This is a genomic window from Novosphingobium sp. P6W, from assembly GCF_000876675.2.
Classification (GTDB): domain Bacteria; phylum Pseudomonadota; class Alphaproteobacteria; order Sphingomonadales; family Sphingomonadaceae; genus Novosphingobium.
This window is the reverse complement of record NZ_CP030352.1, coordinates 3317155-3330395: the sequence shown is the minus strand read 5'-3', so window position 1 is coordinate 3330395 and position 13241 is coordinate 3317155. Positions and strand designations below refer to the sequence as shown.

Below are 13241 nucleotides of genomic sequence, written 5' to 3'. Positions count from 1 at the left end.
GGGCGCAGGGGATCACCCCCGCCCGCGTTATCCTGCTGGGATCAGGCCTGGATGCGCAGGAGCTTGATCGCGTCGGAATCCAGCACCTGCCCGCCGATCCGCTTCGTCGCGTAGAAGTGGACGAAGGGCTTGTTGGTGAACGGATCGCGCAGGATCGAGGTCGCCGAGCGTTCGGCGATGAGGTAGCCGGCGCGGAAGTTGCCGAAGGCGATCGGGCACACGCCGGCGCCGACATCCGGCATGTCCTCGGCCTCGACCACAGGGTAGCCGAGCAGGCGGTTGGGCTGGCCTTCCATCAGGCCCGGCTGCCACAGGAACGAGCCGTCCGCCGCCTTGAGCTTGCGCACCTGGGCAAGCGTCTTGGAGTTCATCACCCAGCTCGCGCCCTGGCGGTGGCCTGCCTTTAGCGAGTGGACAAGGTCGATCAGCTTGAGTTCCGGGGACGTGTCGAAACCGGTGGCATTGCCCGAGACGAGGTGCTGCAGCGTGCCGAAAGTGCGCGTCGCATCGCCTGCGGTGCTGGTGGCGGCATTGAGGAAGCCGCGCGGCTGGTTGGTGCCCGAACCGCTTACGAAAGCGGCGCCTTCCGCGCGGGCGAATTCCATCGCGATCTCGTCCGCCAGCCAGGTCTGGATGTCGAAGGCGGCATCGTCGAGCATGGCCTGGCTGGCCGCCGGGTTGGCGTAGAGTTCGCCCGAGGGCGGGGCGATCTCGGCGAACGCGGGGGTGGCGGTTTCGGGGCGCAGCGCGGTTTCGCTGACCCAGCCCGAGGCGGTGCCGCTGGTGGTGACCAGCTTGCGATAGCCCGCGCTGCCGGTCTGGACGACCTGCGCGATGGCGCGGATCGGGCTGATGTTTTTGAGCCGGGCCGAGATCAGCGCGTCGATCTCCCGCGGGACGGCATAGCCGCCATCCGCGAGTGCCGCGCCCGAAAGCGACTTCAGTTCCGTTTCGCGGCCCGAGCGCAGGTAGCCCTGCACGAAACTTTTCACTTCGAGGCTGGGGGCTGCACCCGAGGCTTCGATCAGCGGGCGGGAGGCGGCGCGCGAGACGCGGTCGAGCCGGGTCTTCACGTCGTCGACATCGCCGCGCAGTGCCTCGACGGCGGCTTCGGTGGCGTCCTGGCGGGTAACCAGGTCGAACGAGGCGTCCAGCGCCTCGACGGGGGGAGTGGCTTCCATGGGGTATTCACCTTTCGTTGGCGTGGGAAACGGGGGAGGCGGCAAACTCACGCGGTCAGGTGGACGCGCGCTTCGTGCTGCATCGGGTGAGTGACGAGGCTCACCTCGAACAGCTCGATGTCGAGCAGTTCGCGGCCCTGCTGCGTGCGGCGGCTGGCGCGGGCGCGGTAGCCGAAGGAGAGGCCGGTGACGGTCCCCCGCTTCAGCGCCAGCCCGGCCGCGCCGAACGGGTTGTCGATGATGCCAAGGATGCGCAGGCCGCGCGCATCCTCGGCCACGCTGTCGATCCAGCCGATGCGCAGGTCCGCGCGGTGCTGCCACAGCAGCGGCAGCGGATCGCCGCGCTCGGCAAGGGTGCGGGCGAAGGCGCCGGGGCGGATCGTGTCTCGCGCCGCATCGGGCTTGCCGAACAGGGCGGCGTAGCCGGCGAACCTCAGCGTCCGCTCATCCTGAGCTTGCCCGAGGATCATCGCAGCAGTTCCGTGGCGCCGAGGCGCACCGTCAGGCCCAGCAGCAGCAGCGCCAGCGCGCCGCGCACGATCCAGCTTACCACCGCCCTGCGCGCGCTCGACTTCGCATCGCGCCAGGCGCGGAGCAGTTCGCGCAGTTCGCCCATGTCCTGCAGCGCGGTCTCGTCGTCCAGACCGATGCGGGCGAGCATCCGCTGCGCGCCCAGTTCGCTGGCCTCCTCCACCACCGCGCGCAAGGTGACGAGATCACCGCCCTGCGCGCTCGCCTGGGCGAGCAGACCCGCCAGCCTGTCATTGGAGTTCATGATTTGTTCTCCTGATTGATTGCGCGCGGAGGCAGGCCCAGCAGGCCGCGCTTTTCCGTATCGTCGAGGAAATCGGCGGCGTTGACCTGCGACCACAGCTGCTCGCGGTCCTCCGCCAGCGCGGGGACACGGTCGAGGTCGACGGCCAGCGCGGCATCCGGGAACCACGGCGCCAGACCTTCACCGATCGCGGCGAGCAGCTTGGCGGCGAGCGGCAGCAGGGTCAGCCGCCACAGCGCGCGGTTGGCCTCGCGGTAATTGTTGTAGGTCGCATCGCCGGGCAGCCCCAGCAGCATCGGCGGCACCCCGAAAGCCAGCGCGATGTCGCGCGCGGCGGCGGCCTTGAGCGTTGCGAAATCCATGTCGGCGGGGGTCATCGCCATCGCCTGCCACGTCAGCCCGCCCTCCAGCAGCATCGGGCGGCCCGCGTTGGCCGTGCCCGAATAGGCGGTGGTCAGCTCGGCTTTCAGGCGGTCGAACTGGTCGGCGGTCAGCCCCGCGCCGTCGCCCCCTTCGTAGACCAGCGCGCCCGAAGGCCGCGCCGCGTTTTCCAGCAGCTGACGGTTCCAGATCGACGCGGCATTGTGCGTGGCGATCGCCTCGTCGGCAGCGCAAAGGCAGCCCGCGCCGTAGTGATCGTCGCCCGGATGGAAGTGGCGTATGTGGATCACATTGGGCGAGGCGTCCTCGTCCAGCAGCGGGATCGACAGGCGCTTGCCCGCAACCTCATAAGCGAAGGCGGCTGGCCAGCCGTCGTCCCCGGCGATGACGCTGATCCGCTCGGGCCGCAGGGCATAGAGTTCGACCGGCCGTCCCCGCGCGTCCTTCAGCACCTGCACATAGGCGTTGCCATGAAGCAGCAGGTGCGAGGCCAGCGTCTCCAGCAGCGACTGCCCGGCGCTGGTATCGGTGACGAGCGCGGCAAGCGCCGGGTCCGCAGGCTTCAGCGGCGCGCCGCCGATACCCTCGGCGACAAGACGCACGGCACGCTGGGCAACCGGGTTTTCCAGATAGGCGCGGCGGACGGCGTGGTTGTACTCGAACGGAACACGCCCGGCAGCGGTTTCGGCGAAGAACCAGGGCGAGGCGCTGCCGCGCGCGAGTGGCACGCGGGTGCTCTCGCCCTTGAAGGCGGCGATGAGGGTTTCGAGGAAGGACATGGGATTCCTTTCGGGGGGAGGGGATCGGAGGAAGAGGGAAGACCCAGATCTTCCCTTCAGGCTATCCTTACGCGCGGCTCCAAAGCCTTCCCGAGCATCAGCTCGGTCAAAGCCCAGACCAGAGCGTCCGCCCGGTCCGGCGACCGGCCCGGACCTTGATAGGCCCCGCCCGCGACCAGCCCGCACAGTTCGTCCTCCAGCGCGGGAAACGTCCCGGCATGGTGTACCCGGCCTGCTTCGTAAAGCGCGGCGACCGGCTCTGCGCGGGCGACCTTGCCTCGGCTGGCGTGGACCAGTTTCAGCGGCAACGACAACTGCGCCGCCCGCAGAACCGAGCCGACCATCGCGCCGCCCTGGTTGGCTTCGGCAACGACGCGGTCGGCGTTCCAGACCTGCGCGGCGTTCGCCACTGCGCGGGCCCAGCGTTCGGGGCTGGCCTTTTCCACCGAGGCGTCGGCCAGCACATGGGCCGAGCCTTCGGCGGTGAGACCGGCGACCACGATCCCGCAGGCATCGCCTGAGGCGGAGGCCGGGGGGTCCACCGCCACGACCACGCGGGTCAGTTCCGGCGGCGCTGTGTCCTCGCGGCAGGTTTCCAGCAGGGCGCGGGTCCACAGGGCGCCTTCGATGTCGGCGACGAGTTCTCCGTCCAGTTCCTGCCGGCCCAGCAGCGACCGGCCGAAGCTGCGGCGGATGTCGTTCACGAAGCGGGCGGGCAGATTGTCGCGGTTGTCTTCGGTGCTGCCTCGGGTGATGACGATATCCTCCGCCGGTTCGGCCATGAGGCGTGTGACCAGGGGCACGGCGCGCGGGGTGGTGGTGGCAAGCGCGCGCGGCCTTTCGCCCAGGCGCAGGCCAAGCAGGAGGTTGTCCCAGGCCCGCGTCGCGCGGGCGGAGGCGTTGTCCCACTTGGCGACTTCATCGCACCACGCATGGCTGTGCTGGGGGCCGCGCAGGGTTTCGGGTTCGAGCGCCGAGTAGATCGTGGCCTGCGCGCCGTTTGCCCATGAGATCCGGCGCAGCGAGGGTTCGAAGCGCGGCCTTTGGCGTTCCGGCCCGACCGAGAGCAGGCCGCTTTCGCCTTCGACCATCACCGCGCGCACTTCGGGCAGGGTGGCGCCGACGAGGGCGATGCGGGCATCGGGATCGGCCTTGGCGAGCGCGCGCACCCATTCGGCGCCCGCGCGGGTCTTGCCGAAGCCGCGGCCCGCCATGATAAGCCAGGTGCGCCAGTCTCCGGGCGGGGGCAGCTGCTGCGGGCGTGCCCAGAGCTGCCAGTGGGTGAGCAGTTCGTCGCGTTCCTTGTCGTTGAAGGTGTTCATCTTGCGGCGCCGTTCGGCGGGGGGCAGCGATTCGAGGATCGCCAGGTGTTCACTTATCATCGGTCGCCGGCGCTCCTTCTACCAGGGACGGCAGCTGCGGCCGGGGCGCGGCGAGGCGGCGTTCGCGCATCTTTTCGATCTTGGCGTTGATGGCGTCGAGGATCGCGTCGGAGTTGCGGTTTTCGATGACCGCGCGCTGGCGGGCCGCCGTTTCGCGGTGGGCGACGAGCAGACGCAGGGCGGTGGCGTTGTCGAACACGCGGGTGCCGCGTTTGGAGCCGGGGGCGGGTTTCACTTCGCCTTCGCGCAGGCGGTGAAGCAGGTTCAGCTCCAGCAGGTCATATCCCTCGCACAGGGCTTCCTGCCATTCGCGGTAGAACACCGGATCGGCGCGGCGCAGTTCGTAGACGCGCGCGGTGTTGGTCCCGGCCTTGCGGGCCGAGGCCGCCACGTTCGAGGTAGCGGCGAGTTCGGCGAGGAACGGCCCGCGCCAGACGCGCGCAGGCACGGCTTTCTCGGCGGCAGGCGCGCGCCGACGATCAGGACTCTGGTCCGCCATCTTGCTGTCCGTTTCGATTGCTGGAGGGGGGAACTACGCCGAAGCCGCCGGAGCGTTCGGTGTTTTGCAATGTTCCTGATATGTACCCAATCAGCATGATGATGTCAACTAGAAATAACCAAATAGGTTTTTCAAATGACGCCGCCGTCCCCTCGCCGTCTCCTTGCCTGCCCCTTGCCGCGATGCAGCGCGGGCCTTAAACGGAGCCGCGTTGGGGCGTGATGCCTTGGGGGAAACTTATGCTGCGCCGCCTCTACGACTGGACCATGGCCAAGGCGGCGCACCGCCATGCAGAGTGGTGGCTGGCCGCCTTCGCCTTCATGGAGGCAAGTTTCTTCCCGGTGCCGCCGCATCCCCTGCTGGGGCTGATGTGCCTGGCCGAACCGAAGAAGGCGATTCGCTTTGCCGCTTTCGCCACGCTCGGGTCGGTCGCGGGCGGGTTGCTCGGCTATGCGATCGGGCACTTTGCCTATGCCGCATTCGGCGAGGCGATGCTGCAGGCGCTGGGGCTGGCGGACAGCTTCCCCAAGGCCGCGTGCTATCTGCGCGATTACGGCGCCGAGATCATCATCGTGAAGGGCGCGACGCCGATCCCCTTCAAGCTGCTGACGATCACGGCAGGGTTCATCGGCATGAACCTGTGGGTCTTCATCGGCGCTTCGATCGTGTCGCGCTCGATCAGCTTCATGATCGTGGGCGTGCTGTTCCGCCTGTTCGGCGCACCGATCAAGGCGGTGATCGACAAGCATCTGGGCAAGGTGACCATCGCCTTCGTGGTGCTGATCGTCGCTGGTTTCCTCGCGGTGACGATGCTGGGCGGCGGCGGCGGCAAGACCAGCGAGAAGTGCGCCTCGGTCGCAGCGACGACAGCCGCCTGAGCGGCCTGGCCCCGGCGGGGTCACGGAATCCGGTTGCCTGCACAGGCGCTTGACTGCCGTAATCGATATGTCATCCTCCTCGGGATGCGCCGCACCATGGGGCATATTGCTCCATCCGCCATCCGGCCCTGCGGCGCCGGAAGGAGGACTATGGCTGGTCGACCGGAAGCATCATCGATCCAGGACGCGGCGCGGGGTTTGCAAAGCTCCCCGGATTTCCTCAGACAGCTTGCGGGTTACGGCCTGACCACGATCGAGGTGCATTACTTCCTGCCCGACCATCCCCGGCTTCTGCAGCTTTTCGCGTTCCAGCAATACGATGTCGCCCCGCGCTTTCCGGTGCTGCGCGATTTCCTCGAGTTCTGGGGGCGCGAGATCGAGGGACCGCTCCATTCGGTGCGGATCGCCCACAATCACCTGATCGGGCCGCAGGAATGGCGCGCGGTGGACGGGATCATTTCGATCCACTGAAGGCACGGCTGAGCGCGCCGGGCTGGAACTGGTAGGGCGACGCGGTCTTTTCCCTGACATCGATCGGGGCGATGCTGGGCGCCGATTGCCATCGCCATCTCCAAGGAACCCGCACCATGTCCAAGATCGTCGTCGTCGTCGGCAGCCTTCGCGCCGAATCCTTCAACCGTCAGGTCGCCGAGGCGCTGACCCGGCTACCCGCCGCGCAGGGCCATGCGTTCACTTTCGCCGACATCGGTTCGCTGCCGCTCTACGATCAGGACGATGACGCGGATCAGGCGGACAGCGTGAAGGCGCTCAAGGCGCTGGTGTCCGGTTCGGACGGCGTGCTGTTCGTGACGGCGGAGTACAACCGCTCGATCCCCGGCGTCCTCAAGAACGCCATCGACCACGCATCGCGGCCTTACGGGCAGAGCGCCTGGGCCGGAAAGCCGGCGGGCGTCATCGGAGTATCGGTGGGCGCGATCGGTACGGCACTGTCGCAGCAGCACCTGCGTAACGTGCTGGCCTATCTCGACATGCCGACACTGGGCGCGCCCGAGGCGTTCCTGCAATGGAAGGACGGCCTGCTGAACCCCGACGGCACTGTGGGCGAGGCTTCGGAGAAGTTCCTCGGCGGCTGGCTGGAGGCATTCCTGGCTCTGGTCGAGACGCACTCCGGCCAGGGCTGATTAGCGCGCGGCCTGCCGTTTTCGCGCTTCTGCCAGTGCAGCCTCGAACACCGGCCGGATCGCCGCGTAGCCGGCGGGGGCAAGGTGGATGCCATCGTCCATCAACATACCCCCGCGCGGGCTTCCGTCGGGCCGGGCGAGGGCGGCGTGATAGTCTGCCAGCACTACGCCGGGCGTAGCCAGCGCGCGCAGGCGGGTGTTGAGGCGGACGATCTGCGGCGCCGGGTCGTTCGCGCGCAGCCATGACGAGGCGCGCATAGGCGGGATCGTGCCGAGAATGACGGTCTGCCCGTGCACCCGCGCCAGCTCGATCATGTCCAGCATGTTGTCGGTGTAGCGCGTAGCGGTGAAGGGTCCGGCATAACCGGCGATGTCGTTGCTGCCGACCAGCAGGTGGATGATGCGCGGGCGCAGTGAAAGCGCGTCCTGCCGGAAGCGCAGCAGCACTTTCTCGCTGGTCTGGCCGCCGATGCCGCGCATTGCGATTGGGGGGGCGATAGCGGGATCGTGTGCGGGCCAGGCTGCGGTGAGCGAATCGCCGATCATGACCACTTCGGGCCGGATGCCGGAGGCGATCAGGCGCTGGTTTTCGGCTCGGTAGCCGCAGAGCCAGCCCCAGTCGTCGGCGGCGCGGCCGGTGATGGTCAGGCCGTCGGCGGTGCAGGGCTGGTCGGTCAGGCCGATCTGGCTCATCCGCCGGTAGCCCTGCCAGGCGAAGACGCCCGCATAGACCAGCAGGCCCGCAACGAGGGCGACGATCACCACCCGCAGGCGGACGATCATCGCCCCGCGCAGGCGGCTGACGACCGCCCCGTGCAGGCGGCTGACAACCGCCCCGCGCTGCATGGTCAGCCCAGGATGCCTGCTGTCTTTCCGGCGCGGATGAACATGCCGATGATCTGCTGGACCTGCTCGGCCGAATGTTCGGCGCAGAGCGAGCAGCGCAGCAGGGTCATGTTCGCGGGGGTTGCCGGCGGGCGGGCGAGGTTCACGTAAAGACCCTCGTGCAGCAGGGCCTCCCACATCATCGCGCCGCGTTCCAGATCGGGCATGATAACCGCGATGATCGCGCTCTGCGGGCTGTCGGTGCCGAGCTGGAAGCCGGCGTCCGTCAGGCCCTTGTGCAGGGTGCGCGAGCTTTCCCACAAGTGGGCGCGCTTGTCGGCAGCGTTCATCAGCTTGCGGATCGAGGTAGCGGCAGTGGCGACCACGCTGGGCGGCAGGCTGGCGGTGAACACGTAAGGGCGGCAGACCAGGCGCATGATCTCGAACTTGGGATGGTTCGAGACGCAGAAGCCGCCGACTGTGCCGACCGACTTGGAGAACGTGCCGATCACGAAATCGACGTCGTCCAGGCAGCCCTGGTCCTCGGCCACGCCGCGTCCGTTGGGGCCGATGAAGCCCATCGAGTGCGCCTCGTCCACCAGCACCATGGCGCCGTACTTCTTGGCGATGGCGATCATTTCCTTGAGCGGGGCGATATCGCCCAGCATCGAGTAGACGCCTTCGAGGATGACCAGCTTGCCCGCGCCTTCGGGAATGCGCTTGAGGCGCTTTTCCATGGCTTCGATATCGTTGTGCTTGAAGGGCACCACTTCGGCGTCGCCCATCTTGCAGCCGTCCCAGATGGAAGCGTGGCTGTCGATGTCGAGGATGATGTAGTCGCCCTTGCCGGCGATGGTGGAGATGATCCCCAGGTTCGCCTGGTAGCCGGTGGAGAACACCATCGCATGATCCATGGCGTAGAAGTCGCAAAGCGCTGCTTCGACCGCACGGTGGCCGGCATAGGTTCCGTTGAGAACCCGGCTGCCGGTGGTGCCGGCGCCGAAATCGTCGAGCGCCTGCTTGCCCGCCGCGATCACGTCGGGGTCGAAGGTCATGCCCATGTAGTTGTAGGTGCCGAGCAGGATCGTTTCGCGGCCATTGCACAGGGCGACGGTGGGCGAGATCACCTTTTCCATCACGAGGCCGAACGGATCGGTCACGCCGGTGGAAAGCAGGTTTTCGCGCATCTGGATCAGCGGGTCGAACTTGCTGAACAGATCCTTCTCTCCGCCGATGACGGTTTCGGGCTGGTCGGGCTGGTTCACGGCATCGGTCATCTGGCGCTCAACCCTTGATCTTGACGACGGCGTCGACAAGCTGGCCGTAGGTTTCGATCTCGGCCTGGGCGTTCATCGAGATGATGATGTCGAATTCGTCCTCGATGGCGGCGACGAAGTCCATCACCGTCAGGCTGTCGAATTCCAGATCGTCGGTGAAGCGGGTGGCGTCGGCGATGGCGACGCCCTTCTTGTTGAAGGGCTCGATCAGCGCGGCGATGCGGGCCGAGGTCTCTGCGCGGTCCATGAGGGTATCTCCGAAAGGGTCTTGGCGGCGCTTTGGCCGCGAATTGCGGCGCAAAAGCGGCGCGGGTGTGTCATGTCAAGCGATGTGTATCAGAGAAGCGCCCGAACCGCCTGCATGAACGGGCCGATCGAAACCGGCTTGGCCAGGTATCCTTCGGCCCCGGCTTCGCGGATGCGTTCCTCGTCGCCCTTGCCGGCATAGGCGGTGACGGCCAGGATCGGGATCGAGCGCAGGACCGGATCTTTCTTGGCCGCCTCGATCAGGTCCAGCCCTGAAACGTTGGGAAGCTGGATGTCCATGATGACCAGATTGGGCACGAACTGGCGCGCGCGGTCGAGCGCGTCCAGCCCGTCGCCGACCGGCTCCACTGCGTAGCCCTGGCTGCGAAGCACGTCGCAAAAGAGCTTCCGGTTGAGATCGTTGTCCTCGACAACGAGGATTCGCTTTGCCATTCGACGCCCTGATGACCATCTGGAGGTAACATATCCCTGTCATGGGCCATGCCAGAGTTCGCCCCCCGTCTATTCCAAGCAAGCGAGACTGACAATTCTTCGAGAACCGCCATCCCCCGCAAGTGATCCTCACGCCCTGGCCCTCAACGCGCTGGGCTGGGTGCTGGGCGATGATTCGCGCGCCGAGCGGTTCCTGTCGCTGACCGGCCTGACGCCCGAGGAACTGCGTGCCTCGCTGGGCGAGCCGACCACTCTTGCGGCGGTGCTGGAATTTCTGTGCCAGCACGAGCCTGACCTGCTGGGCGCCGCCGATGCGCTGGGCGTTTCGCCGCAGACGCTGGTCGCCGCGCGCGAAAGGCTGGGCGCATGAGCGAGAATACCGGCCGGCCGCTGCTCATCACCGACTGCGATGAAGTGCTGCTGCACATGATAAAGCACTTTCGCGACTGGCTGGCCGAGGAAGAGGGCGTCGAATTCGACCTCACCGGCGGCGAATTCTACAAGTCGATGCGCCGCATCGGCGTCGATGCTCCGCTGGAACAGGCGGAGATGTGGGCGCTGCTGAACGGCTTCTTCGATACCCAGATGTACCGGCAGACCGCGATCGAAGGCGCGGTGGATGCCATCGCCGCGATTCGCGAACATGCCGACGTGGTGGTCCTCACCAACCTGATGGACTTCCGGCGCGAGGCGCGCGTGGCGCAGCTTCTGGAGCATGGCATGGACCTGCGGGTATTCACGAACCAGGGTCCGAAGGGGCCGGCGCTGCAAGCCATCCTGGACGAGTACAAGCCCAGCCGCGCCGTGTTCATCGACGATCTGTCGCAGCACCACGGCTCGGTTTTCGAAACGTCGCCCGCAGTGCGGCGCCTGCATCTTTGCGGCGAGCCGCAGATTGCTCCCAACATCAAGTGCGCTCTCCAGCTCGGCCATGCCCATGCGCGGATCGACGACTGGGCCAGCGCGCTCCCCTGGCTGCTTGACAGCCTGACCACTGAAGAAAAGGATGTGTAATCCCATGAGTGACATCGACACCCGCCTGAACGACCTTGGCCTGACCCTGCCCGCAGCGGCGGCGCCGGTCGCGGCTTACGTGCCGGTCGTCGTCGCGGGCGGGATCGCCCACGTTTCCGGGCAGCTGCCCTTCGTCGAGGGCAAGCTGGTCACCGGCCGTCTGGGCGAGGGCGTCTCGATCGAAGCCGGCACCGAAGCGGCGCAGGCCTGCGCGGTGATGATCCTGGCGCAGCTGAAAGCGGCGCTCGGCTCGCTCGACCGCGTGGAGCGGATCGTGAAGCTGGGCGTGTTCATCAATTCCACCAGCGATTTCACCGATCAGCCCAAGGTCGCCAATGGCGCCTCGGAACTGATGGTGGCGGTCTTTGGCGAGGCGGGCAAGCATGCGCGCAGCGCTGTGGGCGTCCCCGTCCTGCCTCTGGGCGCCGCTGTCGAAGTGGACGCCATCGTTGCCGTTCGCCCTGCTTGACCGCTGGGCTTCGCCTGTACCCGATCCGCGCAAGGTCGCGTGGATCGGGGCGCAGGACTATGCCCATCGCGGACTGCATGGAAGCGGCGTGCCGGAAAACTCGCGCGCGGCCTTTGCAAAGGCCATCGCGCAGGGACACGGCATCGAACTGGACGTGCAGCGTTCCAGCGACGGGCAGGCTGTGGTCTTCCACGACGATGCGCTTGACCGCCTGACCGCAGAGGCCGGCCCGGTCGTCCGGCGCAGCGCCGCCCAGCTTGGCGCCATCGCGCTTGGCGGAACCGCCGAGACCATTCCTACATTGCGGCAGGTGCTCGCCCAGATCGCCGGCAAGGTGCCGGTGCTGATCGAGGTGAAGTCGGACCGCCAGACCCGCATCGCCGCGCTGTGCCTCAGCGTGCGCCGGGTGCTGGAAGGCTACACCGGCCAGCATGCGGTGATGAGCTTCGACCCGCGCGTGGCGCGCTGGTACTGGCGCAATTCGCCGCATACCGTGCGCGGCCTTATCGTCTCCGAGGGTGAGGACCGCGCGCTTCCCGGCAAGCTGCGCCGCCGCCTGTCGCTGTGGCACGCGCGGCCCGATTTCCTCGCTTACGACGTGCGCGACCTGCCCAGCAGCTTTGCCGCCGCCCAGCGCCGCCGGGGTCTTCCGGTGGCGACCTGGACCGTGCGCGAGGCCGAACACGACGAGCGCGCCGAGGCTTATGCCGATGCCGCGATCTTCGAGACGGGCGAGGGCCAGAAAGAGTCTGCCGGGAGCGAGGCGCAGGCGTGAGCGATGACCGCGCCTCGCAAGGCAGCTTCACGGCAAGGCTGCTCGGCTCGGTCGGCGAACTGCCTGCGGGCGAGTGGGATGCGCTGACGGACGGGACCAACCCCTTCGTCTCCCACGCTTTCCTCACCGCGATGGAGCAATCGCGCAGCGTCGGCGCCCGCAGCGGCTGGACCCCGGTGCCGATCGTGATCGACGGGCCCGACGGCCGCCTTGCCGCCGCGCTCCCCGCCTATCTCAAGGACCATTCCCAGGGCGAATACGTGTTCGACCATGCCTGGGCCGATGCCTGGCACCGGGCGGGCGGGGCGTACTATCCCAAGCTGCAGATCGCGGTGCCCTTCACGCCCGCGACCGGCCCGCGCCTGCTGACCCCGCATCCCGAACTCGCGCCGGCGCTGCTGCGCGCGGCGGAAACGCTGTGCCGCGAAAACGGCCTGTCGTCCGCCCATGCGACCTTCATCGAGCCGGAGCAGGTATCGGCGTTCGAGGACGCGGGCTGGCTGATGCGCGAGGACATCCAGTTCCACTGGGAGAACCGCGGCTACGCCAGCTTCGACGATTTCCTCGAGGCGCTGTCCTCTCGCAAACGCAAGGATCTGCGCAAGGAGCGCGCGAAGGCGCAGGAAGGCGTGGAGATTCGCAGCTTCACCGGCGCCGCGATCGAGGAAGCGCACTGGGATGCGTTCTGGGATTTCTACCAGGACACCGGCGCGCGCAAATGGGGCCGACCCTACCTGACCCGCGAAGCGTTCAGCGTGCTGGGCCAGACGATGGCGGACAAGGTGCTGCTGGTCGTGGCCTTCATCGAAGGCGAAGCGGTGGCCGGCGCGCTCAACTTCATCGGCGGCGAGGCGCTCTACGGCCGGTACTGGGGCGCGCGGATCGACAAGCCGTTCCTGCACTTCGAGCTGTGCTACTATCAGGCCATCGACGCCGCCATCGCGCTGGGCCTGGCCCGCGTCGAGGCGGGGGCACAGGGCGGGCACAAGCTGGCGCGGGGCTATGAACCGGTGCGCACGGTTTCCGCGCACTACATCGTCCATGAAGGGCTTCGCGCCGCGATCGCCGATTACCTCGAGCAGGAACGCGCCGGCATCGCGCTCGACCAGATGTCGCTCGGGGCGCACTCACCCTTTCGCAAGGGCGAGGATTGACGAGGGAGAAC

18 protein-coding genes are annotated in these 13241 nt (G+C 67.5%); 8 read left to right on the top strand and 10 right to left on the bottom strand.

Going from position 1 to position 13241, the window contains the following annotated elements:
- Positions 1 to 41: 41 nt before the first annotated feature.
- From TQ38_RS16000 to TQ38_RS15975, 6 genes are read right to left on the bottom strand one after another with little or no spacing between them, the layout of a single operon-like run.
- Entirely contained in the window at positions 42 to 1181 is a 1140-nt protein-coding gene (locus TQ38_RS16000; RefSeq protein WP_043977165.1) for a phage major capsid protein, read from the bottom strand.
- A gap of 47 nt (positions 1182 to 1228) precedes the next feature.
- Positions 1229 to 1651 (bottom strand): HK97 family phage prohead protease, encoded by a 423-nt coding sequence (locus tag TQ38_RS15995; protein ID WP_043977163.1) that lies wholly within the window; start codon positions 1649 to 1651, stop codon positions 1229 to 1231.
- Entirely contained in the window at positions 1648 to 1956 is a 309-nt protein-coding gene (locus TQ38_RS15990) for a DUF6127 family protein (protein WP_043977161.1), read from the bottom strand. Before TQ38_RS15990 ends, TQ38_RS15995 begins: the two co-directional genes overlap by 4 nt.
- Positions 1953 to 3116: a phage portal protein gene (locus TQ38_RS15985; RefSeq protein ID WP_043977159.1), complete on the bottom strand. Its 1164-nt coding sequence runs from the start codon at positions 3114 to 3116 to the stop codon at positions 1953 to 1955. Before TQ38_RS15985 ends, TQ38_RS15990 begins: the two co-directional genes overlap by 4 nt.
- A 56-nt stretch (positions 3117 to 3172) precedes the next feature.
- Positions 3173 to 4498 (bottom strand): DNA-packaging protein, encoded by a 1326-nt coding sequence (locus TQ38_RS15980; protein ID WP_052505835.1) that lies wholly within the window; start codon positions 4496 to 4498, stop codon positions 3173 to 3175.
- On the bottom strand, positions 4488 to 4997 hold the full coding sequence (locus TQ38_RS15975) for a hypothetical protein (RefSeq protein ID WP_043977157.1): 510 nt from the start codon (positions 4995 to 4997) through the stop codon (positions 4488 to 4490). The genes TQ38_RS15980 and TQ38_RS15975 overlap by 11 nt, the downstream gene beginning before the upstream one ends.
- Positions 4998 to 5236: 239 nt before the next feature.
- On the opposite strand from TQ38_RS15975, the gene TQ38_RS15970 reads away from it, so the two are divergent.
- From TQ38_RS15970 to TQ38_RS15960, 3 genes are all read left to right on the top strand, one after another.
- Positions 5237 to 5875, top strand: coding sequence for a YqaA family protein (locus tag TQ38_RS15970; RefSeq protein ID WP_043977156.1), 639 nt, complete (start codon positions 5237 to 5239; stop codon positions 5873 to 5875).
- A 150-nt stretch (positions 5876 to 6025) separates the two neighbouring features.
- Positions 6026 to 6346: an usg protein gene (locus TQ38_RS15965; RefSeq protein ID WP_043977154.1), complete on the top strand. Its 321-nt coding sequence runs from the start codon at positions 6026 to 6028 to the stop codon at positions 6344 to 6346.
- Between the two features lie 116 nt (positions 6347 to 6462).
- Positions 6463 to 7017 carry an NADPH-dependent FMN reductase gene (locus tag TQ38_RS15960; protein ID WP_043977153.1) on the top strand — a complete coding sequence of 185 codons (555 nt, stop codon included), beginning with the start codon at positions 6463 to 6465 and terminating at the stop codon, positions 7015 to 7017.
- Here the strand turns inward: TQ38_RS15960 and TQ38_RS15955 are convergent, their stop codons facing one another.
- The 4 genes from TQ38_RS15955 to TQ38_RS15940 form a co-directional block, all read right to left on the bottom strand.
- Positions 7018 to 7863, bottom strand: a complete 846-nt coding sequence (locus TQ38_RS15955; protein ID WP_052505834.1) for a GDSL-type esterase/lipase family protein — start codon at positions 7861 to 7863, stop codon at positions 7018 to 7020.
- 2 nt (positions 7864 to 7865) lie between these two features.
- Complete coding sequence (locus TQ38_RS15950; protein WP_043977152.1) at positions 7866 to 9119, bottom strand: aminotransferase class I/II-fold pyridoxal phosphate-dependent enzyme; 1254 nt, start codon at positions 9117 to 9119, stop codon at positions 7866 to 7868.
- 7 nt (positions 9120 to 9126) lie between these two features.
- The gene (locus tag TQ38_RS15945; RefSeq protein WP_043977151.1) at positions 9127 to 9366 is read right to left on the bottom strand and encodes an acyl carrier protein; all 240 of its coding nucleotides are present in this window, start codon (positions 9364 to 9366) and stop codon (positions 9127 to 9129) included.
- A gap of 89 nt (positions 9367 to 9455) precedes the next feature.
- Entirely contained in the window at positions 9456 to 9818 is a 363-nt protein-coding gene (locus tag TQ38_RS15940) for a response regulator (protein WP_043977149.1), read from the bottom strand.
- An 88-nt stretch (positions 9819 to 9906) separates the two neighbouring features.
- On the opposite strand from TQ38_RS15940, the gene TQ38_RS31300 reads away from it, so the two are divergent.
- From TQ38_RS31300 to TQ38_RS15915, 5 genes are read left to right on the top strand one after another with little or no spacing between them, the layout of a single operon-like run.
- A complete protein-coding gene (locus TQ38_RS31300; RefSeq protein WP_370059805.1) occupies positions 9907 to 10188 on the top strand; it encodes a DUF3572 domain-containing protein in 282 nt (93 codons plus the stop codon).
- Positions 10185 to 10832 carry a hypothetical protein gene (locus TQ38_RS15930; RefSeq protein WP_043977145.1) on the top strand — a complete coding sequence of 216 codons (648 nt, stop codon included), beginning with the start codon at positions 10185 to 10187 and terminating at the stop codon, positions 10830 to 10832. Before TQ38_RS31300 ends, TQ38_RS15930 begins: the two co-directional genes overlap by 4 nt.
- A 4-nt stretch (positions 10833 to 10836) precedes the next feature.
- A complete protein-coding gene (locus tag TQ38_RS15925; RefSeq protein WP_043977144.1) occupies positions 10837 to 11301 on the top strand; it encodes a RidA family protein in 465 nt (154 codons plus the stop codon).
- The gene (locus tag TQ38_RS15920) at positions 11282 to 12076 is read left to right on the top strand and encodes a glycerophosphodiester phosphodiesterase family protein (protein ID WP_043977142.1); all 795 of its coding nucleotides are present in this window, start codon (positions 11282 to 11284) and stop codon (positions 12074 to 12076) included. Before TQ38_RS15925 ends, TQ38_RS15920 begins: the two co-directional genes overlap by 20 nt.
- A complete protein-coding gene (locus TQ38_RS15915; RefSeq protein ID WP_082057794.1) occupies positions 12073 to 13230 on the top strand; it encodes a GNAT family N-acetyltransferase in 1158 nt (385 codons plus the stop codon). The genes TQ38_RS15920 and TQ38_RS15915 overlap by 4 nt, the downstream gene beginning before the upstream one ends.
- The last annotated feature ends 11 nt before the right edge of the window (positions 13231 to 13241 follow it).